22 protein-coding genes are annotated in these 20,514 nt (G+C 38.4%); 8 read left to right on the top strand and 14 right to left on the bottom strand.

The features are described from left to right. Window positions 1–25 precede the first annotated feature (25 nt). From F0919_RS15295 to F0919_RS15285, 3 genes are all read right to left on the bottom strand, one after another. Window positions 26–730, bottom strand: a complete 705-nt coding sequence (locus F0919_RS15295; RefSeq protein WP_150033665.1) for a histidine kinase dimerization/phospho-acceptor domain-containing protein — start codon at window positions 728–730, stop codon at window positions 26–28. Continuing rightward, window positions 727–1,122: a response regulator gene (locus tag F0919_RS15290; protein WP_150033664.1), complete on the bottom strand. Its 396-nt coding sequence runs from the start codon at window positions 1,120–1,122 to the stop codon at window positions 727–729. Before F0919_RS15290 ends, F0919_RS15295 begins: the two co-directional genes overlap by 4 nt. A 100-nt stretch (window positions 1,123–1,222) precedes the next feature. Then, entirely contained in the window at window positions 1,223–2,611 is a 1,389-nt protein-coding gene (locus F0919_RS15285) for a sigma-54-dependent transcriptional regulator (RefSeq protein WP_150033663.1), read from the bottom strand. Between the two features lie 495 nt (window positions 2,612–3,106). Between F0919_RS15285 and F0919_RS15280 the strand changes: the two genes are divergently transcribed. Then, window positions 3,107–3,412: a hypothetical protein gene (locus F0919_RS15280; protein WP_150033662.1), complete on the top strand. Its 306-nt coding sequence runs from the start codon at window positions 3,107–3,109 to the stop codon at window positions 3,410–3,412. Window positions 3,413–3,641: 229 nt separating this feature from the next. Here the strand turns inward: F0919_RS15280 and F0919_RS15275 are convergent, their stop codons facing one another. From F0919_RS15275 to F0919_RS15255, 5 genes are read right to left on the bottom strand one after another with little or no spacing between them, the layout of a single operon-like run. Further along, window positions 3,642–4,223 carry a chemotaxis protein CheB gene (locus F0919_RS15275; RefSeq protein ID WP_150033661.1) on the bottom strand — a complete coding sequence of 194 codons (582 nt, stop codon included), beginning with the start codon at window positions 4,221–4,223 and terminating at the stop codon, window positions 3,642–3,644. Further along, window positions 4,205–5,014, bottom strand: a complete 810-nt coding sequence (locus F0919_RS15270) for a CheR family methyltransferase (protein ID WP_150033660.1) — start codon at window positions 5,012–5,014, stop codon at window positions 4,205–4,207. Before F0919_RS15270 ends, F0919_RS15275 begins: the two co-directional genes overlap by 19 nt. Before the next feature lie 16 nt (window positions 5,015–5,030). Beyond that, window positions 5,031–5,408: a response regulator gene (locus F0919_RS15265; RefSeq protein ID WP_150033659.1), complete on the bottom strand. Its 378-nt coding sequence runs from the start codon at window positions 5,406–5,408 to the stop codon at window positions 5,031–5,033. Between the two features lie 6 nt (window positions 5,409–5,414). After that, window positions 5,415–8,993: a response regulator gene (locus F0919_RS15260; RefSeq protein ID WP_150033658.1), complete on the bottom strand. Its 3,579-nt coding sequence runs from the start codon at window positions 8,991–8,993 to the stop codon at window positions 5,415–5,417. A 12-nt stretch (window positions 8,994–9,005) separates the two neighbouring features. Continuing rightward, window positions 9,006–10,133, bottom strand: a complete 1,128-nt coding sequence (locus F0919_RS15255; RefSeq protein WP_150033657.1) for a sensor histidine kinase — start codon at window positions 10,131–10,133, stop codon at window positions 9,006–9,008. 211 nt (window positions 10,134–10,344) lie between these two features. Here F0919_RS15255 and F0919_RS15250 point away from each other — a divergent pair, with 211 nt between their 5' ends. Next, window positions 10,345–10,968 carry a DNA-3-methyladenine glycosylase gene (locus F0919_RS15250; RefSeq protein ID WP_150033656.1) on the top strand — a complete coding sequence of 208 codons (624 nt, stop codon included), beginning with the start codon at window positions 10,345–10,347 and terminating at the stop codon, window positions 10,966–10,968. A 130-nt stretch (window positions 10,969–11,098) separates the two neighbouring features. Here the strand turns inward: F0919_RS15250 and F0919_RS15245 are convergent, their stop codons facing one another. Then, window positions 11,099–11,701, bottom strand: coding sequence for an FMN-dependent NADH-azoreductase (locus tag F0919_RS15245; protein WP_150033655.1), 603 nt, complete (start codon window positions 11,699–11,701; stop codon window positions 11,099–11,101). Window positions 11,702–11,815: 114 nt separating this feature from the next. Between F0919_RS15245 and F0919_RS15240 the strand changes: the two genes are divergently transcribed. Further along, window positions 11,816–12,172 carry a winged helix-turn-helix transcriptional regulator gene (locus tag F0919_RS15240; protein ID WP_150033654.1) on the top strand — a complete coding sequence of 119 codons (357 nt, stop codon included), beginning with the start codon at window positions 11,816–11,818 and terminating at the stop codon, window positions 12,170–12,172. Between the two features lie 110 nt (window positions 12,173–12,282). Here F0919_RS15240 and F0919_RS15235 read toward each other — a convergent pair whose 3' ends face one another. Next, window positions 12,283–12,816: a GNAT family N-acetyltransferase gene (locus tag F0919_RS15235; protein WP_150033653.1), complete on the bottom strand. Its 534-nt coding sequence runs from the start codon at window positions 12,814–12,816 to the stop codon at window positions 12,283–12,285. An 18-nt stretch (window positions 12,817–12,834) separates the two neighbouring features. After that, window positions 12,835–13,326: a peptide-methionine (S)-S-oxide reductase MsrA gene (gene msrA / locus F0919_RS15230; protein ID WP_150033652.1), complete on the bottom strand. Its 492-nt coding sequence runs from the start codon at window positions 13,324–13,326 to the stop codon at window positions 12,835–12,837. Window positions 13,327–13,585: 259 nt separating this feature from the next. Between msrA and F0919_RS15225 the strand changes: the two genes are divergently transcribed. The 4 genes from F0919_RS15225 to F0919_RS15210 all read left to right on the top strand — a co-directional run bounded on the left by F0919_RS15225 (window position 13,586) and on the right by F0919_RS15210 (window position 16,107). Then, the gene (locus F0919_RS15225; RefSeq protein WP_150033651.1) at window positions 13,586–14,272 is read left to right on the top strand and encodes a hypothetical protein; all 687 of its coding nucleotides are present in this window, start codon (window positions 13,586–13,588) and stop codon (window positions 14,270–14,272) included. 136 nt (window positions 14,273–14,408) lie between these two features. Next, on the top strand, window positions 14,409–14,981 hold the full coding sequence (locus F0919_RS15220; protein ID WP_150033650.1) for a glycoside hydrolase family 108 protein: 573 nt from the start codon (window positions 14,409–14,411) through the stop codon (window positions 14,979–14,981). Window positions 14,982–15,079: 98 nt separating this feature from the next. Then, window positions 15,080–15,562 carry a GNAT family N-acetyltransferase gene (locus F0919_RS15215; protein WP_150033649.1) on the top strand — a complete coding sequence of 161 codons (483 nt, stop codon included), beginning with the start codon at window positions 15,080–15,082 and terminating at the stop codon, window positions 15,560–15,562. A 308-nt stretch (window positions 15,563–15,870) separates the two neighbouring features. Beyond that, entirely contained in the window at window positions 15,871–16,107 is a 237-nt protein-coding gene (locus F0919_RS15210; RefSeq protein WP_150033648.1) for a hypothetical protein, read from the top strand. A gap of 241 nt (window positions 16,108–16,348) precedes the next feature. Here the strand turns inward: F0919_RS15210 and F0919_RS15205 are convergent, their stop codons facing one another. The 3 genes from F0919_RS15205 to F0919_RS15195 form a co-directional block, all read right to left on the bottom strand. After that, entirely contained in the window at window positions 16,349–17,161 is an 813-nt protein-coding gene (locus F0919_RS15205) for a hypothetical protein (protein ID WP_150033647.1), read from the bottom strand. A gap of 270 nt (window positions 17,162–17,431) precedes the next feature. Continuing rightward, complete coding sequence (gene hutU, locus F0919_RS15200; protein WP_150033646.1) at window positions 17,432–19,084, bottom strand: urocanate hydratase; 1,653 nt, start codon at window positions 19,082–19,084, stop codon at window positions 17,432–17,434. Window positions 19,085–19,175: 91 nt separating this feature from the next. Continuing rightward, window positions 19,176–19,709, bottom strand: coding sequence for a GNAT family N-acetyltransferase (locus F0919_RS15195; RefSeq protein ID WP_150033645.1), 534 nt, complete (start codon window positions 19,707–19,709; stop codon window positions 19,176–19,178). 78 nt (window positions 19,710–19,787) lie between these two features. Here F0919_RS15195 and F0919_RS15190 point away from each other — a divergent pair, with 78 nt between their 5' ends. Then, window positions 19,788–20,486: a class I SAM-dependent methyltransferase gene (locus F0919_RS15190; protein WP_150033644.1), complete on the top strand. Its 699-nt coding sequence runs from the start codon at window positions 19,788–19,790 to the stop codon at window positions 20,484–20,486. Window positions 20,487–20,514 lie beyond the last annotated feature (28 nt).

Raw genomic sequence — 20,514 nt, 5'->3', positions numbered from 1 at the left:
ACCCAATAGTTATTTACAAAAATAGCTATTGGGCATTTTTTTGAATGGCCGCAAAGGTATCAATCAATTGGTTCATGCTGCCTGTGGCCTGTTTTACCTGGTTGCACATATCTCTGACACCGGCAGACAAATTGTTTTCCATATTGATTATTTCGGCATTCAGGGAAATGACTGTCAAGGGGTTTCTTAAATCGTGGGTAAACTTCCGGTTAATCAGCTTTTCCTTATCAGTCTGGGATTTATGATTGTAACGCAGTTCTATATTGTCTGTCAGCAACATGACCAGTATTCTTAAAAGCTCCAGCTGATGCCCGTTATAAGAGGCCGGCACAATATCATTCATCAGTCCGATAGCACCGATTACGGCACCTGCTTTTGTTTTGAAGGGAACACCGACAAAGAAATTCAAACGGGAAGGGATATTTATTTTTTCAGTCTGAGGATGCGAAGAAAGATTTTCAATAAGATAAAAATCCTTAGCACTATGAACCAATGCGGATAAGGAATAAAGCAGATCTTCGGAAACCTGTTCCCGCTTGCCGGAAAAAGATTTAAGCGAGGATTGTTGCCCGTCCCATAATGTCATAAACGTATCGGAAAAGCCAAAAAGCGCGGCAAGTTGCCTGGTCAACCAATCATAATCATCCTCAGCAATGCATTGAATTAAATCGGAAGGGTTTTCGGGTATTATTTCCTTGTCGTTTAAGGCCGACTGGTTCATTTCATTCATACCGATTGGGTGGATTGTTCCGAATGTTTTTTCTCACTTATGTGAAGCTGTATAATATTTTTCAGGTCCATAATATCAAAAGGCTTTTTCAGATATCCGGATGCATTTATTCTTTTGCATATGGTATCTAATTCTTCATTCGCAGAAAAAATAACAATAGGTATATCTTTAAAGGCTTCTTCCTGTTTGACAAGCATAATAGCCTGCTCGCCGCCGATTTCAGGAATCCAAAGGTCCATCAGAATTATATTGGGGTTCACTTCTTTAACATCAGCAATAATATTTTCACAGGTATTTCTGGTTTCGACCTGATAATCGCTTGCAGTTAAGATAATCTTGCATAATTGCATGATATCAAGATCATCTTCATAAATCAGAACACATTTTTTCATCTGAAATTGTATTTTATCGGGTTGGCCAGATGGAACTTATCATTGATAATATTTTTCAATCCGCACAGTAAAACAACAAACATTATCATGAACGTTTCATTTATTTTAATTCTTCGTTAATGGTTTTTAGCTTATTGTAAAGCGTTTTCCTGTCTATAGACAAAATTTCGGCTGCTTTAGTTTTGTTATAATTTACTTTCTCCAAAACTTTATAGATTTTTATGCGCTCGGCTTCCAATGCCGCATCCTTCAGGCCATTGGTTGAAGCCGGTTTTGCTTCCGTTCCGTTATTGGTTTCCTGTGCATTATCATAGGTGCGCATGGTCATTTCAAGCGGAAGGCTTTTAGAATCAATGTACTCATCGGCCGGTGTAAGCAGGCATGTGCGTTTAATAACATTTTGCAGCTCACGGATATTACCGGGCCAGGAATAATTTTCAAACAACTTCCATACTTCTTTTGTAAGGCCTTTGTTTTTTCTGCCGAGATGCAATTCTGCCTGACGCAAAAATTCTTCAACAAATAAGGCTATATCTTCTTTACGTTCTTTTAATGTGGGAACTTCCAAGGTAAATTCATTCAGTCGATGGTATAAATCTTCCCTGAATTTTTTATCGGCGACAAGGTCTTGTAAATTCTCGTTGGAAGCGGCAATAACCCTTACGTCAACTTTTGTTTCCAGCACATCCCCTACTCTCCTGACGGTTTTTTCCTGTATGGCGCGCAGCAGATAATTCTGGATATCATAAGGAAGGTTGCCGATTTCATCCAAGAAGAGCGTACCGCCGTCGGCCAATTCAAAGGCGCCTTTTTTATCGTTCAATGCTCCTGTAAAGGCCCCTTTTTTATGTCCGAACAGTTCACTTGCTGCAAGCTCTTTTGAAAGGCTGCCACAGTCAATTGCAATAAAAGGTTCGTTGGCACGCTTGCTGTCTACATGAAGAAAATGGGCCAGGGCTTCTTTACCGGTACCTGTTTCACCGTGAATGATAACATTGTAATCGGTGGGAGCTACTAAATTAATGTGCTGAAATAAACGTTGTGCCGCCGGGCTTTTACCTTTTATATACCTTGTACTGTTCTGAGGAACATAAGTTTCGGTATTTTCGGAGGGAACACTGGGCTTGACATCTACAAAAGCATTTTCAATGGTTTTTAAAACCAAATCGGGATATAAAGGCTTGGTAAGGAAATGGTAAGCACCTTCCTTAATAAGATTTACTACGGTGGAAATATCGTCCATGCCGCTTATGAAGATAACAATGGTGCCGGGTTGCAGTTCCAATGCTTTCTGCATCACCTCCATTCCGCTTATATCTCCCAGGTTATAATCGCATAAAATTAAATCGAAGCGGGTATCCTTTACCGCTTTTAAAGCCTGTTTTCCTGAAGTAGCTACGGATGTATTATAACCATGCCTGCTCAGAAATTGACTTAGAATCTGACCAATAGACAATTCATCATCAACTATTAATATACTTCTTCCCATTATTCTCGGCACAAATTTTGTTTGATTTGGATTTGGTTAAATCCTGATATAGTACAAATATAGGAAATCATAAGCACAGCCCCATTTAAAAGTTGTGGAAATAATTCCCGATTTGAGTAGGAAATCCCCCAGTATTTTCAAGGGCACTATTAGCAAAAGTGTTGATTATCATATACTTTAAAAGTTTGGCACGCTTTTTGCCTATATACCTGTAACAACCGAACTAAAAAACATTAAACAACCACATTTTATGAAAAAGTCAAATTACATGCTTTGGACAATGACCTTTCTTTTTGCTTTTGTATTGGTGCATGTTTCTGCCATTTTTTATATAGCAAATAAAACAGAATCAGAAATTAATTCTGCTCATGGTTTACAGTCGCCGGCCGAGACTAATATGTCATCTACGAATATGAATTATATAGCTTCTCAACCGTTAGCAGTTAATTAAATATTATCATAACAATAACTCCAAACAATCAAAACTTATATACGATGACCGGTTCAAGAAAATACACAAATTCAAAATTCCTTTTTAATAATAAAAGAGTAAAGTCACTTGTTATTAAAGGATTCGATGCACAGGAAGCAAGAAGCATTCTTTCCCGCCTGGTAGATATACTAAGATTGGTTTTTGAAATGTATTATATCAAATTCAAAGTACAGGAAATCAGAGATAATATCCACGCATATACAGAAAATAAAAAAGGCAGATTATATTCTTTTGCAAGAAATCTGTGTGCAAGGCCCGCATCACTTGAAAGAAACTATTTAACAACCACAAACGAATTAGCTTCCTGATTTATAAAAACGACAGATTATGGACACCATCGTAAATTTCGTTATGCACAATTATACCAAAGGAATGAGCATGTTATACAAACATCAGAATTTCATTAAAGTAGTAACTTTCTTAATCAATAAAGAATAATCAATGTTTGCCACTCTTCATAAGAATGCCAAAATATTATTGATAATATTTTGGCATTCTCCGTTTAAGGATTATAAAGTTTCGGGAATATAAATTGAGTTATTTGAAACGATTGATAACAGCAGCTATTTCAGAATCCTTGAGCACATAATCGGGTTTGAATATGTTGATTGCAGAAAGAGGCATTGCAGGCATTTCAGCATTATCGGGGCTTTGAACCACTGTTTTTCCACCCATATTTTTTATCCTTTCCAGGCCCACACTTCCATCGTTATTTGCTCCGGACAATAATATTCCCAGTAAGTTTTTCTTGTAAACTTCGGCAGCAGACAGAAAGGTAACATCAATCGAAGGCCTTGACCAAAGTACTTTTTCAGAAGCATCGAGAGATAAAGAATGGTCATTTTCAATTAACAAATGGTAGTCGCTCGGTGCAACATACACTATGCCGTTTTTCAGTGTTTCCTTGTCTTCGCCTTCTTTAACCGGCAATGCACATCCATTATTCAAAAGTGTTTCCAGTGAGGAACGGGGATCATTTTTGCGATGCAGAATAACGATAACAGGAAAATCCAATGAAGCTTTCAATTTGGAAAGTATCTGCAACAATGGTTTGATGCTTCCGGCCGAACCACCGATTACTACACATTTAGTAGCTTTCTTTAAATCATCTTTCTCCATATTTTCTCCGTTCCAACTTGTTTAAACTTAGCATTTGCAGGCGATAATCTGATAGATTCTTTATTACCTAAAGCCAGAAAGCCAAGACGTTCAAGACTTTCATCAAACAAATTAAAAACCTTTGCCTGTAAATCTTTTTCGAAATAAATTAAAACATTTCTGCAAACAATAAGTTGAAATTCATTGAACGAGCTTTCAGCAACAAGGTTATGTGTGGAAAACACCATGTGGTTTTTAAAACTCTGATCGAAAATTACTTTGTTATTACCGGCAGTATAATATTGCGAAAAATCATGAATCCCCCCTGACAAATTATAATTCTCCGTGTATTGCTTCATATGCATCATATTGAAAACACCGGTTGAAGCTTGTGTTACTACTTTAGCATTAATATCGGTAGCATACAATATGGACTTATGAAGCAGATTGGCCTCTTTCAATATAATAGCCATACTAAATACTTCTTCGCCGGTTGAGCAGCCTGCATGCCAGATTCTTATAAAAGGATAAGTGGAAAGAATAGGTAATACTTCCTTACGCAAAGTCTGATAGAAATCAGGGTCCCGGAACATTTCGGTGACATTCACCGTTATCTGCTCAATGAAACGATTGAAATATTCTTTGTCATCTTTTAAGCGAAACCTGAATTCCGCAAAACTCGGAAAGCGATCCAAAGTTATAAGCCTGTTGAGCCTGCGCTTGAAAGATGCTTTTGCGTAATCATTAAAATCATAGCCATAAATTTCGAGAATGTCATAAAGCAACATTTCCATTTCTTCGTCCGTTATCATCTAAATTTATTTCATCTCAGATTAAAAATTGTTTCAACTTGGCTTCCAACTCGTCCATGTTGATTGGCTTTGAAATATAATCGGTAGCACCTGCTTCGAGGCACCTTTCCTTATCACCCTTCATGGCTTGCGCCGTAACTGCAATAACGGGAAAATCTTTTATTCCTTCTGTGTTTCTTATAACCTGCAAGGCCTGGTAACCGTCCATTTCAGGCATCATCATATCTAACAACGCAATACCTACCAGATTGTTTTCTTTTAAAATCATAATGCCTGTTTCAGCATCCGAAGCGGAAACAACGCTGTAACCTTTTGATCTCAATACTAAACTTAATGCAAATATATTTCTTGCATCGTCATCAATTATAAGAATTACCTTTTTCTCTGTTGTCATTTTACGCTATGAATTGCCTTGTTTATCGTAAAGCCAAACCCTCAATAAAGAAACCAATTGATCCTGATCTACAGGTTTGGAAATATAATCGGACGCGCCCGCTGCTATGCATTTTTCGCGATCGCCGAGCATTGCTTTTGCTGTTACGGCAATAACCGGAATGTTTTTATACTTTGGATTGTTGCGTATTTTGGTTGTGGTTTCATATCCGTCCATCTGAGGCATCATCATATCCATAAGCACGATATCGACATGCGAGTTTCGTTCCAGCTGGTCCAATGCTTCTGTACCATCAGTAGCTGTAATTACTTTTACCTGATGTTTTTCAAGCGCTTTTGTTAATGAGAAAATATTACGCACGTCATCATCTGCCACCAAAATAGTCTTGCCCTGAAGAATATCGTTCATGTGGTCGAAACGTTCCGAATGCTTCATTTTCACTTTATTCTGTTCAATCAGATGAAGGAATAATGCTACTTCATCTAAAATCCGTTGATAGGAATGTGCGGTCTTTACCACAATGGAATCGGCATATTGCCTGATGCGGCTTTCTTCCAGGTGTGATAAATTTTTACCCGTAAAAACAATAATAGGAATGTCTTCAAGGCCCGGTGTAGCTTTTATTACTTCCAGTGTTTCATAAGAAGTCTTATCGGGCAGCCCCATATCCAGTATCACGCAATCCACATCTTTATTCTGTAAGGTCTGTACACTTTCATTAACGGTATGCTCAATGCTTGCTGTTACATTATAACTTTCCAGGAAATAAGAAAGCGCCTTAGCATGTTTCGGATTTTCTTCAACAATCAAAACGCGTTTCGGATTTTTATTCAATGCAGCCTCTATCTTTCCAAACATCTGACGCATTTGCTCAAAGGCTATCGGCTTGTTGATGAAGTCAACCGCACCCTGCAACCTGCTTTCCCGCTTAGCCTCCATTGAGGACATAATATGTACAGGAATATGCCTTGTTTCAGCATTGGATTTCAATTCATTCATTACTTCCCAACCATCCATAACCGGCAGCTGTATATCCAGTAAAATTGCATTGGGCGTATATTTCTTTGCAAGGCGAACTGCGTCATCACCTCTGACGGCTATAATACATTTATAACTTGCTTTTTTTGCAAATTGCATCAATGCTTTTGCAAATCCTGTGTCATCCTCTACAATCAAAATGATTTTATCACCATCATGAATATCATTTCTGTCATCATCTACATCTTCCGGAATTACTTCCACAACATTCCTTGACTTTGACTTACGCAAACGTTCTTCTTCTGCCTCTTTAAGCGCTTTGGCCTGTAAAATAAATTCCTCTTCTTTGATATCTTCCAATGAAACGGGTACTTTAGGTACAATCAGCACAAAAGCACTACCTTGCCCTACTTCACTGGTAACCGTAATTTCACCACCTAATAATCTTGCCAGCTGACGGCTGATGGAAAGCCCCAGACCTGTACCGCCGTATTTTCTTTTAGTAGAACCATCTGCTTGTGTAAATGCCTCAAAAACCAGTGATAACTTATCATTCGGAATACCGACACCTGTATCTATTACAGAAAATTCCATAAAATTGTTCTTTCCTTCAATTTCATTGATCTTCAAAGTAACGCTGCCTTTAGCCGTAAATTTAATGGCATTGGAAATAAGGTTTTTAATAATCTGATCCAATTTCATCTTATCGGTTTCCATCAGCAAACCCTGAGTCGTTTCGTCTGCAAATTTCAGCTCAATTCCTTTTTCTTTGGCAAGCGGCAGGAATAAGCTTTTGGTATTGGAAACAATTTCTCTAACGGATATTTGTGAATAATCCAATTCCATCTTGCCCGCTTCAATCTTCGAAAGATCCAACAGCTCGTTGATGAGTTCCAACAACCCATTACCTGAATTGAAAATTACCTTAGCCGATTCCATCTGATCTTCGCTCAGGTTTTTCTCCGAATTTTCATAAAGGTATCTCGACAGCAAGAGGATAGAATTCAATGGTGTCCTGAGCTCATGGCTCATATTGGCCATAAACTCCGATTTATATCTGGTGCTTTGCTCCAGTTCCGCCGCTTTCTTTACAATTTCTTCGTTACGATCATTAATAATCCGGTTCCGCTCTTCCAGCTCAAAATTGCTTTGCTGCAATTCTTCCTGCTGTACGCGCAGCTCTTCTTCAGATGTCTGAAGCTTTTGGGTATGAGCTTCCAGTTCGGCATTCATATTTTCAAGCTCGCTGTGCTGTGCCTGCAGTTCTTCTGATTGAGCCTGTGTTTCTTCCAGTAATTCCTGAAGTTTTTTGTGATTAATAGCAGCCTGAATTGCATTGCCTATATTTTCAACAACGGACTTCAAGAATATCTGTTCCCTTTCTGTAAGGGCATTCATGGAAGCCAATTCCAATACGCCGATTTTCTCGGTTTCAAAATAAACCGGAAATGCCGCCACCATTTTCGGCCTGATATTTCCGATGCCGTAACTAATTGTAACATAATCGGGATCTATATTCTGAATTATAATTTCTTTTCCGCTTGACATCACCTGTCCTACAATTCCCTCACCCAACGGTATTTCTGTTTTGGTGGAATCCATTAAAGCATAACCGCCATGCAGTACCAATGCGCCTTTTTCATGCAAATAAAAAGCGCCGACATGGCTACCGGTATATTCTGCTGTAAATTCAACAATCTGCTGGGTCAGTACATTCAAATCCTTTTCGCCTACCATTTTATCATTCAGCAATGCTACGCCTCTTTGCAGCCATTCATTGTCTGATAATTTATTGAAGGAATAAGAAAGGGAATCTGCCATTTTATTTAAAGAAACGGAGAGGTCGCCCAGATTATCCTTTTGTTCGTCATCCAGACGAATGGTATAATCACCACTTGAAATCTGAGAAGCAATATTTTGAATGGCGTTAATACGATCTACCGTTTCTTTATCTTTAGCTTCAAGGCTTGCCTGTAATTTGATTCTTGCTTTTAAATCTTTGACGGCACGCCTGTAGAATACAATAGAAATAATAATTGCCAATAATGCGGCAATGAAAATAACTACCGGAGTAAAAGTGGCATAACGACGTTGTGAAGCAATTCTTACTTCCAAAAGCTTACTCTCTTCATCATTCATTATTTTAACTTGCCTTCTCACGCTATCCATATAAATCCTGCCCACCAGAAGATCATTAAATGACACAGAATCTCCATTTTTCTTTTTGTCAATTATTGATTGAAGCTTATACATCTGAGTAGTGACAAGGCTTTTAAGGTTGACGGCAGATTTTTGCTGGATAGCATTGTCAACAGTCAGGCTCCTTACTCTCTGAATATTTATATTGGCGGTTTCATAGGAACCTTTAAAGGGATCCAAAAATTCATCATTACCGGTCAGCAAATAGCCACGTTGTCCGGTTTCCGCATCTTTCATAGAAGACAACACATTTTCCAATGTGTTTTTCACTTCGTTGGTATGGCGCACCCATTGTGAGCTATCCAATAAACTCTGGATGCAGAACAAGGAGACGATGGAACTTATAATCAGCAGGGAAATGGAAAGCCCGAAACCCGTTTTCAGGTTATTGTTCGATTGAGAGATCATCAGATATTTGGCTTAATGATTATGGTTTTTGTTGGTTAAAGGCAATGTGAAATGAAAGGTGGAACCTTTATCCGGCTCACTTTCCACACCGTAGGTCCCGCCATGTTTTTCAATAATTTCGGCACAAATATACAACCCCATACCAAAGCCCTGATATTTGCTGGAAGATTGTACCGCCCTGTAAAACTTACCGAACAGATTGGATTGATCGGCTTTGCTGATACCTATACCGCTATCTCTTACACTCACTTTAACTTCATTGGAATCTGTGGTTTCTACATGAATTAAAATGGGATGCGGTTCCGTGGAGTATTTAATGGCATTGGAAAGATAATTGAGCAGCACTTGCTCCAGCCTGAATTCGTCACCGTTAATGAAAAAATCGGCATATCCGCTCCGGATAATATTCCGGCCGGGATTGGAACGGAGTATAACATCTATTACATTATCAAGAAAAGGCTCAAAATTAAAATCCGCAAAATGATATTCCAGGTTTCCTGTTGTCATTTTTGAAATATCAAGCAATTCGGTAATTAATGTATCCAGCTTTTTGAGCTGATTAGAGGAACGGTTAATAAAATTGAGGGCATTTTCTTTTTCATTGCTCTGAACAGACATTTCAGCCAATTGTATATAGCCTTTAACGGATGTAAGCGGCGTTTTTAATTCATGGCTTGCAATACTCAAAAATTCGTCCTTTTTCTGTTCAGCTCTTTTACGTTGTTCAATTTCGTCAATAAGCACCTGCTGCATTTTAGACAGCTCCAAAGTTTGCTCATATAACTTAATAAATGTCCTTATTTTTAATACAAGAATATCGGGATCAAATGGCTTCACGAGATAATCGTGCCCGCCGGAGGCATATCCTTTTGTAATAAATTCCTTACTGATGTTAACGGCAGAGAGAAATATGATGGGAATATCATTGGTTTTACTAAATCCCGAAATTGATTCGGCAACCTCAAAGCCATCCATATCCGGCATCTGAACATCCAAAATGATCAATTGATAAGATTGTCTGAGTATTTTCTTCAAGGCTTCTTGTCCTGAAAGGGCGGTATCTACGACAAAGTTGTGCGATTCCAGAACTTTTTTTAAGGCTGTAATGTTTTCAATTTTGTCATCTACAATTAAGATCATAAATGTTTGGTCAGTAAGTTGGCTTCGTAAAATTATTGCTTATTTTAAGAATTCCAACAAGTTTATTCACAAGGTTTTAAAGCCAATTAAAATGTATACAAATATGAGCCCGAATTGTTGCATTATTGCAGTTATTTTCAGAAAATTTTTCTTCAGATAAACAAAAGGGAACTTCTTAATTTAGGGCGCCCAAAATAAATATATTCCGGTTATGCATGAGGAAAAACGAAAATTGCCATTGCACTTTTATCAAAGTGAAGATGTAATAAGTATTGCAAAAAGCTTGCTTGGCAAACAAATATCAACTAATATAAATGGTAATGTTACAGCGGGCATTATTGTAGAAACGGAAGCTTATATGGGTATAACCGATAAAGCCTCACATGCTTATAATGGCAGATTTACCAACCGCACCAAAACCATGTTTGAGGATGGAGGCATAACCTATGTCTATTTGTGTTATGGCATTCACTCACTGCTGAATGTAATTACGGGCCCGAAAGATACACCGCATGCGGTTTTAATAAGAGCCATTGAACCGACTACGGGCATAGATATTATGCTGCAAAGAAGGAATATGACCGTTTTGAAATCCAATATTACAAAAGGCCCGGGCGCATTATCACAGGCATTGGGTGTTGACAGAGATATTAATGCAATGGACCTTAATGGCGACATTATCTGGATTGAAGACGTAAGCTATCCTTTAAATAAGAAACAAATTGTGGCATGCCCGCGTATCGGTATTGATTATGCCGGTGAAGATGCTTTATTACCCTGGCGGTTTTACATAAGGGATAATATTTATGTAAGCCGTCCTGTAAAAGGATTATAATTTGACTTAATAACCGGAATTATTTCATTACCTGTGCAATCTTCCTACGAAAGGATTTATATACAAAAAAGCGAAAACCATTTCAAGTAATGAGTTTCGCTTTTTATATTTTAATATTCTAAACCTGCCACTAATTCAGATGTATATTGCTGATTGCCTTTTCCAGAGCATTATCTTTTAAATCAGGCATCATCACTCCTTCTACACGGAAAAAAGTGATGTCTGAAAGTCCGATGAAACTTAAAATTGTTTTTAAATAAGGTTCCACATAGTCAATAGGTTTTAACGGGCCTTCGGAAAAAACACCACCCGAAGCAATTGCCACATAGACTTTTTTACCGTTCAATAAGCCATGAGGGCCGTTTTCATCATATTTAAATGTAATACCTGCGCGTACAATATGGTCAATCCAGGCCTTTAAAGTAGAATGGATGCTGAAATTATAAACAGGCGCTCCGATTACAATAATGTCAGCATCTTTTATATCAGCAATAGATTGATCGGAATGCCTGATTAGTTCCGCATGTTCTGCCGTCCTGTTTTCTTCAGGTGTAAAGAAAGAAGTAAGATGGGATTCTTCCAGATGCGGAAATTGATGCTCGACGAGATTAACCTCGTTTGTACTGCTGCCGGGATATTCCTGTTTTATTTTATCTACGATGGCATTTCCAAGTTTAATACTGAAAGAATTATCCGCTCTGGGACTGGAAATAATGTGCAATATCTTTTTCATTTTGTTTGTTGATTTTTTATGTCGGCAAAACTATCTACATTTGGTAATTAAAGTTTAGTAGTGAACAAAAGGTTAGCGCTAACCTTTTGTTTAGTTATTTAATTACAAATAGATATGAATGACAAAATAAAATATAATTCAAAAGAGTGCATTAGTTCTGTTGGTGCAATAGATGACGCGCTTTATGTTATCGGCGGGAAATGGAAGCTACGCGTAATAGCTGCATTGAGCGAAGGAGATAAGCGGTTCAATGAGTTGCAAAGGACAGTTACAGGTATTTCGGCACGCGTACTGTCCAATGAATTAAAAGACCTGGAACTAAATGGTTTTGTCGTCCGGATAATTCACACCAAAAGCCCGGTTATTGTTGAATATAAACTTACGGAATATGCTTCAACATTAAGTGATGTGTTGATTTCGCTGGTTAAGTGGGGCACAATGCATCGTGATAAGATCAGGAAGGAGCGTTGATTAAAGTGGGAATGGAAAGGTTAGGTTCTCCTGATTAGTTTTATTCAGAAACATTAATGACATTGCCTGCGGGCAATGTCATTAATGTTTTAGGTTCAATCATAGCTTGTTTATGGCTGTTCAGTCAATACTTTCTCAAAAGCTTTTCTTGCGCCGCCTCTGAAATAAACCTCCCCGCAATAGGTATAACCTAATCTATCCAGTATTTTCAACATGGGAATATTATCGAAATTGGTATCAACCTTTATACTATAAACCTGCTTTTGAAGGCACAGGCTTTCCAGTTGCCTGAATAACCTTGTAGCAATGCCTTTTCCTTTTGCATGCCTGGAGACGGCAACCCTATGTACCACCAGATAGTCTCCATCAGAAAGCCATTTACCTTCCATAATTTCATAGGCCGGTTCCTTATCGAAAATGACGGCTGAATAAGCCAATACCGTTTCATTTTCCGTAAGCACATAAGCATACCCTTTTTCCATATCATTAATAATGGAAAGCTCATTGGGATAACCATCCTGCCATTGCCTGCTGCCCTCTTGCTTTCTTTGTTCGATGGCATCCTGCAGGATTTGCCAGATAATCGCTTTTTCAGAAAGATGTGCTTTTCTTAATGTCAGTGTATCGGTTTGTTGTATTTCCATTTAGCAATAAGATTGCAATTAACTTAATTTCCAGTCGGGCCTTTCAAAGTGGCAGGTATATCCGTAAGGATGTTTTTGCAAGTAGTCCTGATGCTCTTCTTCGGCATTCCAGAAATCAGTTGCAGGAACGATTTCCGTTACTATTTTCCCGGGCCATTTCCCGGAAGCCTCCATTTCTGCTATTAAATCCTTCGCAGTTTCCCGTTGTGTTTCATCCATATAAAATATAGCAGAACGGTAAGAAGTACCAATGTCATTCCCCTGCCTGTTGCGGGTGGTAGGATCGTGTATCTGAAAGAAATATTCAAGAAGCGCCCGGTAAGATAACTGAGCCGGATCAAAAACTATTTCTATTGCTTCAGCATGTGTTCCATGATTTTGATAAGTTGCATTGGCCACATCGCCGCCTGTGTAGCCCACTACTGTTGAGATGACACCATGATGATGTCTGAATAGTTCTTCTACTCCCCAAAAACAACCGCCGGCCAAAATGGCTTTTTCATTATTCATTTTCAATTCCGTTTATTTCAATAAAGGTAAGCCTGAAACAGATAACAGACAAGGACAGGTCATTAATCAACCAACGACCAGATTTGATTTTTTGTTTCAGGTTATTATTAGCATTCAGGCTATGTAAAAGCATAACCGTATAAAGATTGCAGGAACGATCAAAGATTTAGTCGAAGGAATATTTTGTTATTCAATTGAATTTTATATTTTTGATATAAGAACTTTAACTAACACGCTAACCCATTCAAACCAAACCAATATGGACGCCCGCCTCATCTATGTTATAGTATTCGCATGCCTGTTTTTCCTTGCAATATGGCTGCAAAAAAGATTTTGCATTATCTGCGATGCCACTTCCGTAAAACCGAAACCCTACAGTTATTCAAGATTACAATTGCTCTGGTGGACTTTTCTTGTATTTGCTTCTTTCATTTCTATTTTAATTGCCTCGGGAACAATACCTACACTGGATAGTTCCACACTTATTTTGCTCGGCATCGGCGCCTTAACTACGGCTTCGGCCCGCATTGTTGATATCAGCGATGAGGCCAATCAGGCAAACAATATACAGGCAAACAATATAGTAACGCCGCTACCTAATCTTAATCAACCTGCGGACCCGAACCAACCTGTTCAGGCGGTTGCCCCCGCTCCGGTTCCGGCAACGCCGCCACTTAGTAAAAACAAACCCAGTCAGGGCTTTTGGTTAGATATTTTGTCTGATAATAACGGTATAAGCATACATCGGTTACAGGCGCTGGTATTTAATCTTCTTTTCGGAACCTGGTTTATTTATCAATCCATCCTGCACCTGAAAGGTGTTGGCGCATCGACTCCGTTAGAGACATTGAGCTCCATTATGCCTGTGATAAGCAAAAACAACCTTATCCTTTTAGGACTAAGCGCCGGTACTTATGTAGCATTAAAAACTACAGAAAATAAGTAACTGCTCTTTCTACGGGAAAGATGAACCTGAAAGAACTTTAGTTCAGGAATAATATCGTTCAGAAACAGTAACAAACGGAAAAATAATAAAGCACTTAACCACATTTTATTTCTATCATCAATAAAACATTATACCAATGGCAGATTTTCTACCGGCCTTCAATATTACAATGGAAAATGAAGGAGGCTATGCAAACAATCCGAACGACAGCGGCGGGGAAACATGGAGAGGCATTGCACGTAATTACTGGCCCAAATGGAGCGGCTGGCCGATTGTCGACCAAATTGTGGCAACCAATCCTCCCGATTTAAATCAGGCTCTTTTTGCCGACGCGTCCTTAAATACGATGGTTGAACAGTTTTACCAGCAAAACTTTTGGGATACAGAGAGCTTATCAGACATCAATTGTCAACAAACGGCCAATCAGTTATTTGACATAGCCGTAAATATGGGAAACTCAACTGCCGGAAAAATTTTGCAAGAGGCCATTAATACACTGGCTGCAAACCCTGTTTCAGTTGATGGTATGGTAGGCCCTTTAACCATACAAGCTGCAAACAGCCTGAACGACGAGGCATTGTATAATGCGGTATGCTCCTTACGTAAACAAAAATACGAAAGCATTATTGCAGCAAACCCTTCACAGGCGGTATTTGAAAATTCCTGGTTCAGCCGGATTACGCCCTGGGATGCTGCAGCTGATGCATAGATAAAGTCGAATTATTCTTTGTTCTCATTAACTGTTCTATCTTGTTGTTATTTGCCGGCTTTCGGAATTATCAGTTATAATCAATTTGAAATAAGGAAATGATAAACGACAGTGAAATTATATTGCGGAAGACGGTAATTACTGATTTACCTTTCTTCTTCATCTTTCAGCTTGACGATGAAGCCAACCATTTAGCGGCATTTACATCGAAAGATCCGACTGATGAAACAGCCTATCTTCAGAAATACTCAAAATTTCTGAATGACAAGACTATAAATATGCAGACAATAATGGTAAACAATATTATTGTCGGTAGCATAGCAAAGTTTGAAATAGAGGGTGAAGCAGAAATTACCTATTGGATTGACAAAAAGTTTTGGGGAAATAGTATTGCAACAAAAGCGCTGAAAACGTTTCTGAAAAGTGAAAACACAAGGCCGATTTTCGGACGGGTTGCATTCGACAATTTCGGCTCACAGAAAGTTTTGGAGAAATGTAATTTTATAAGGATCGGTATGGCCAGAGGCTTTGCAAATGCAAGGCAATCAGAAATAGAGGAATTTATTTACAAACTGACTTAAAAAAAATGCTGTTTTTCTCCATTGGCATTGGGCTTATAAAACTTCTCTATGAGAGCAACAATAAATTGTTGCTCTCATTTTTACTTATGAAATATTAGCATTGGCATGAGTTACTAAAGTTTAATTTTGGCTGAATGAATACCTTAAGGTCTGGTGAAGCCTCCAAAAAGGCATTTAATATTTATTGTCTTTTAAAAGATAAAAGGCATTCTCTATATTACCATTTACAAAAACTTAACCAGGCAAATGAAAGATACTAAATTATTTTTTGTAATATTGTTTTATGCTTGAGTAAAATTTCAATCCTTATGACGGAAACTAAATTCCCGGATTTGCCGACCGAAGACTTGTTGCAGCGTTTGAATATATCAAAAGTTTCAGGAAATAAGTCACATTACAATACATATACTGTCAATTTAGGCGAAAGCACATTTACGATAAGAAAAAAAAATGATCTTATGTGGGTAGATAGTGGAATCGTTGAACAACACGGTGATGACATGCTGGATTACATCGGATGCTATATCGATAACAATTCAATATAAAAATAAATAACCAGTATAAATAAAAGGAACCTTCAGGTTCCTTTTGTCGTTTTTAAAGTTTCGGTTTCTTTATTCATTTAACTTAAAAGGAATCTTCTTAAATTATTTTTCAGGTATGCAAATCCAATGTTTTATGCTTCAGGTAGTTTAAAAAATCAGGCTATACACATCTATACACCAACCATCCCGGCCTTATTGGCCGGGATGTTGTTTTGAATTGTAAAGATAAAGTACGATTACATTAATAAGTATTCCACCAACCTTTTTCTGCCCAAAGCCATGAAAAAGGAAGTACGACTAACGTTACGGAAGCCTGAACATGGCCGGTAAGAGAAGATGAAGTATTGTATCCGGATATGTCATAGCTGATGGATTTATTTTCATCATAGAAAGGTATTCTCCCGAAAGAAACCTGTGAACGCAATTTCATAGCTATACCGGCAAACAAACACACTTCAGCTTTAATGAATGGATTTGCACCAAAACCAAAGCCCGCACTATTATTATCTGTTGCAAAGCCAATCATCGGACTGATACCTGCGCCTACTGCCCAGCCAAAACGGTCTTTCGTGTAATACGCCAGATTCCCGAAACGGGCATCCAGGCTTATGGGCATTTCTATCTGACCTGAGATAGTTTCAAAATCAAATTCATTTTCTGTAAAAGAATAATAGGGCCTGCCGTCTGAATTTGTCATTACGGTCGGTGTTTTATAATCCCATGTAAAAAGATTGACATTACAACCGATATCCATACCTAAACGGCTCCTGTCACCCAACTTTGAAATAGGAAATGTATATCCCACATGTTCTGTAAAGCCCGCTTTGGAAGTTACATTCTGACTTATAGAAGTATCAGGCAAACCATTATTACCCATGCTTTTAAATTTGTAGGTGGCATTGGAAATTGCATAACCATACCCTATTTCTTCACGCGCAAGGATTTTGGTAAAATATTCCATTGGCATGAAAACTACATATTGCCCGTAACTTTTAACAATTGAGCATAAAAAAACAGCTGCAAAAAAGAATGCTTTCTTTGAGATATCAATCATAATCAGTGGATTAAAAACTTCATATCAAAAACAATAAAGATCCTAATGAAACCTAAATGTTTTTATAATGAAATGTTATATAATGACAAATGTAATATCCACTTAATTGATTGTATACTATTTCTTGAGAACGTATGCTTTTTTCTTGATAACGTAATATTTACTAATTTGAAGATTGAATTACAGGAATATTTGTTAGCTAATGTCGCCGGAATATAAAAATGGCTGCAATGAAAATTGCAGCCATTCCATATTATTAAAGAAATATAATTACCAGATATTCAGGCCAAACTTATCAGCATTTTCCTTTGCATCTTCATAACCTGCATCGGCATGACGCAGTACCCCCATTGCAGGATCGTTATGCAATACACGTTTCAATCTTTCATCCGCATCAGCAGAACCATCGGCAACAATTACCATTCCTGCGTGCAGCGAATAACCCATCCCTACTCCGCCGCCATGATGGAAACTTACCCAGCTTGCACCACCTGCAGTATTAATCAAAGCATTTAAAATCGGCCAGTCAGCCACTGCATCAGAACCGTCTTTCATAGCTTCTGTTTCCCTGTTGGGAGATGCCACAGAACCGCAATCCAGATGGTCGCGGCCAATTACAATCGGCGCCTTTACCTTTCCGGTACGTACCAATTCATTGAACAATAAACCTGCTTTTTCTCTTTCGCCCATGCCTAACCAACAGATACGTGATGGCAAGCCCTGGAAAGCAATCTTCTCTTTAGCCATTTTCAGCCAGCGTTGCAAGCCTGCATTTTCAGGGAATAATTCCGCTAATGCTTTATCTGTTGTATAAATATCTTCAGGATCGCCGCTTAATGCAACCCAACGGAAAGGCCCTTTGCCTTCGCAGAATAAAGGACGGATATACGCAGGAACAAAACCCGGGAAGTCGAATGCATTTTCAACACCGCGTTTATCTTTTGCTTGTCCACGCAGGTTATTACCATAATCAAAAGTAATAGCGCCACGTTTTTGAAGCTCCAGCATCTGACGCACATGATGCGCCATTGTATCTAATGAAAGTGATTTATATTTTTCAGGATCTGCATCACGCAAAGTATTTGCTTCTTCAACAGACATGTTTTCAGGGAAATAACCTACCAGTTCATCATGTGCGGAAGTCTGGTCGGTTAAGGTATCCGGTGTGATATTCCTGTCTATCAATCGTTGCAGCAATTCCACCGCATTGCAGACAACACCAATGGAAATAGCCTCTCCGGCTGCTTTTGCACGTAAGGATTCATCAATAGCTTCATCAATATCCGTAAACATTTTATCGATGTAACGTGTGTCCAAACGTTTTTGGATGCGCCATGCTTCTACATCGGCTGCAAGGCAAACACCTTCATTCATGGTAATGGCCAAAGGCTGAGCGCCACCCATACCGCCAAGTCCGGCTGTAACATTCAAGGTGCCTTTCAAAGTACCGCCAAAGTGGATATTCGCAAGGGACAAATAAGTTTCATAAGTGCCCTGAACAATACCTTGAGAACCAATATAGATCCAGCTTCCCGCAGTCATCTGACCATACATCATCAGGCCTTTTGCTTCCAGTTCACGGAACACTTCCCATGTAGCCCAACGGCCAACCAAATTGGAATTGGCAATCAAAACCCTTGGCGCATTTTTATGAGAACGCAATACACCAACAGGCTTGCCGCTTTGAACCATCAAAGTTTCATCTTCATTCAGGTTTTTAAGGCATTCCAGTATCTTATCGAAACTTTCCCAGTTACGGGCAGCTTTACCAATACCGCCATACACCACCAAGTCTTCGGGACGTTCTGCCACTTCAGGATCAAGATTGTTCTGGATCATTCTGTAAGCGGCTTCGGTTACCCAGTCTTTACAATGTAAGGTGGTTCCTGTCGGTGATTTTATTACTCGTGCTGTTGTGCTCATAAATATTTATTTACCAATTTGGGTGGCAAAAATAACCAAGATTTAGTTTTTGAGGAAATATAAAAATAGCTTGTCAAAATTGTTTCCTGTTTTAAAACAACAGATTGAATTTCTCCAAACTCAATTCCCATCTGTTAGTGGGCTGCTCAAAGCTAAAGCTGCCGGGAACAGTTATATATTCTTTTACAAAATCAAAACCCAGTTTCTTTAAAGTGGAATTTGGTGCAGGATTTAAAGCATAAGGTTCGCAAAACAATGTCTTTAATTGAAGATTTTGAAAGAAGTAAGGTAGGGACAATTTCACTAAAGAAGTTCCTAAGCCACTTTGTCTTTTATCAGCTTTCCATAGCTGTAAATGCATATAAGCCTCTTGTCCGAAAATAATTTTGTTCACATTACAATGACCAATAGGTTCGCCATCTACCAACCAGATAGTACAATAACTTTGCTTTTCAGCATAGTTTGATTTGATTTGCGACAGTAAAGCCTCCTGCCAATATTTCTGATCAGGCACCATTTCTTTTATAGCTCCCATTGCCAATAAGCTTTCGGAAGTGGCATTTACCCAATAATCCGAAATAAGCGGTATATCTTGTTCTTGTATTTCTCTTACTGAAAGATTCATTTGATTTAAAGATTTATAGTCATTTTTGTAGCGAAAATTAAAATTAAATTCCCAATCAAACCAAAATAAATCATAGTAATGGATCAACCGGACTTTCAATCAATCGCTGCCCAACTACGAAATCCAAAGGGAGAAGATGGCATTAAAACCGCTGTCCGTATGAGCGAAAACAATGCTTTTATGATTGCCTCCTGCATAGATTCGCTTGATTTGAAACCGGAGGAAAAAGTCCTTGAAATAGGCCCGGGCGGCGGATTACATTTGCCCTACCTGTTCCAAAAAGAAAATTCCGTGCGATACTCCGGTGTTGATATTTCTGAAACAATGATTGAAATGGCTTCAGAAAACAATCCTTCACTTATTGAAACCGGCTCTGTGAAACTACAATTGGTAACCAACAATAATGGTTACGCTGTATTACCCTTTGAGGATAATTATTTCGATAAAATCTTTACGGTTAACACTATTTACTTTTGGGATAATGCCTTAGAGCAGGCAAGGGAATTGTACAGAGCCCTGAACACCACAGGACAAATCGCTGTTTGCTTTGCCACAGCAGATTTCATGGAGCAACTGCCTTTTACTAAATATGGTTTCCATTTGTATTCTTTGGAAAAGGCAATTCAGTTATTTGAAAATGCAGGGTTCAAAGACATAAAAACAATCCGGCAAAAAGAATGGATTGAAAATACAGTAAACGGCAATATAGAACGCATTTTCACAATAATCAGTTGCCGGAAAGACGGTCATTATAACCCTGAAACACGGTCATTATAACCGTGAAACACAGTCATTGTAACCGTGA

Origin of the sequence: Taibaiella lutea, from assembly GCF_008629695.1 — a bacterium.
Classification (GTDB): domain Bacteria; phylum Bacteroidota; class Bacteroidia; order Chitinophagales; family Chitinophagaceae; genus Taibaiella; species Taibaiella lutea.
The sequence above is the reverse complement of the archived record's forward strand: the minus strand, read 5'-3'. Positions and strand labels throughout refer to the sequence as shown.

What these genes read in the sequence shown, in the direction of transcription:
- F0919_RS15265 (WP_150033659.1), bottom strand. Translation starts at nt 5,408, where the DNA reads ATGACAACAGAGAAAAAGGTAATTCTTATAATTGATGACGATGCAAGA.
- F0919_RS15190 (WP_150033644.1), top strand. Translation starts at nt 19,788, where the DNA reads ATGGATCAACCGGACTTTCAATCAATCGCTGCCCAACTACGAAATCCA.
- F0919_RS15285 (WP_150033663.1), bottom strand. Translation starts at nt 2,611, where the DNA reads ATGGGAAGAAGTATATTAATAGTTGATGATGAATTGTCTATTGGTCAG.
- F0919_RS15240 (WP_150033654.1), top strand. Translation starts at nt 11,816, where the DNA reads ATGAATGACAAAATAAAATATAATTCAAAAGAGTGCATTAGTTCTGTT.
- F0919_RS15205 (WP_150033647.1), bottom strand. Translation starts at nt 17,161, where the DNA reads ATGATTGATATCTCAAAGAAAGCATTCTTTTTTGCAGCTGTTTTTTTA.
- F0919_RS15215 (WP_150033649.1), top strand. Translation starts at nt 15,080, where the DNA reads ATGATAAACGACAGTGAAATTATATTGCGGAAGACGGTAATTACTGAT.
- F0919_RS15295 (WP_150033665.1), bottom strand. Translation starts at nt 730, where the DNA reads ATGAATGAAATGAACCAGTCGGCCTTAAACGACAAGGAAATAATACCC.
- F0919_RS15290 (WP_150033664.1), bottom strand. Translation starts at nt 1,122, where the DNA reads ATGAAAAAATGTGTTCTGATTTATGAAGATGATCTTGATATCATGCAA.
- msrA (WP_150033652.1), bottom strand. Translation starts at nt 13,326, where the DNA reads ATGAATAATGAAAAAGCCATTTTGGCCGGCGGTTGTTTTTGGGGAGTA.
- F0919_RS15195 (WP_150033645.1), bottom strand. Translation starts at nt 19,709, where the DNA reads ATGAATCTTTCAGTAAGAGAAATACAAGAACAAGATATACCGCTTATT.
- F0919_RS15260 (WP_150033658.1), bottom strand. Translation starts at nt 8,993, where the DNA reads ATGATCTCTCAATCGAACAATAACCTGAAAACGGGTTTCGGGCTTTCC.
- F0919_RS15250 (WP_150033656.1), top strand. Translation starts at nt 10,345, where the DNA reads ATGCATGAGGAAAAACGAAAATTGCCATTGCACTTTTATCAAAGTGAA.
- F0919_RS15220 (WP_150033650.1), top strand. Translation starts at nt 14,409, where the DNA reads ATGGCAGATTTTCTACCGGCCTTCAATATTACAATGGAAAATGAAGGA.
- hutU (WP_150033646.1), bottom strand. Translation starts at nt 19,084, where the DNA reads ATGAGCACAACAGCACGAGTAATAAAATCACCGACAGGAACCACCTTA.
- F0919_RS15255 (WP_150033657.1), bottom strand. Translation starts at nt 10,133, where the DNA reads ATGATCTTAATTGTAGATGACAAAATTGAAAACATTACAGCCTTAAAA.
- F0919_RS15235 (WP_150033653.1), bottom strand. Translation starts at nt 12,816, where the DNA reads ATGGAAATACAACAAACCGATACACTGACATTAAGAAAAGCACATCTT.
- F0919_RS15210 (WP_150033648.1), top strand. Translation starts at nt 15,871, where the DNA reads ATGACGGAAACTAAATTCCCGGATTTGCCGACCGAAGACTTGTTGCAG.
- F0919_RS15280 (WP_150033662.1), top strand. Translation starts at nt 3,107, where the DNA reads ATGACCGGTTCAAGAAAATACACAAATTCAAAATTCCTTTTTAATAAT.
- F0919_RS15225 (WP_150033651.1), top strand. Translation starts at nt 13,586, where the DNA reads ATGGACGCCCGCCTCATCTATGTTATAGTATTCGCATGCCTGTTTTTC.
- F0919_RS15245 (WP_150033655.1), bottom strand. Translation starts at nt 11,701, where the DNA reads ATGAAAAAGATATTGCACATTATTTCCAGTCCCAGAGCGGATAATTCT.
- F0919_RS15275 (WP_150033661.1), bottom strand. Translation starts at nt 4,223, where the DNA reads ATGGAGAAAGATGATTTAAAGAAAGCTACTAAATGTGTAGTAATCGGT.
- F0919_RS15270 (WP_150033660.1), bottom strand. Translation starts at nt 5,014, where the DNA reads ATGATAACGGACGAAGAAATGGAAATGTTGCTTTATGACATTCTCGAA.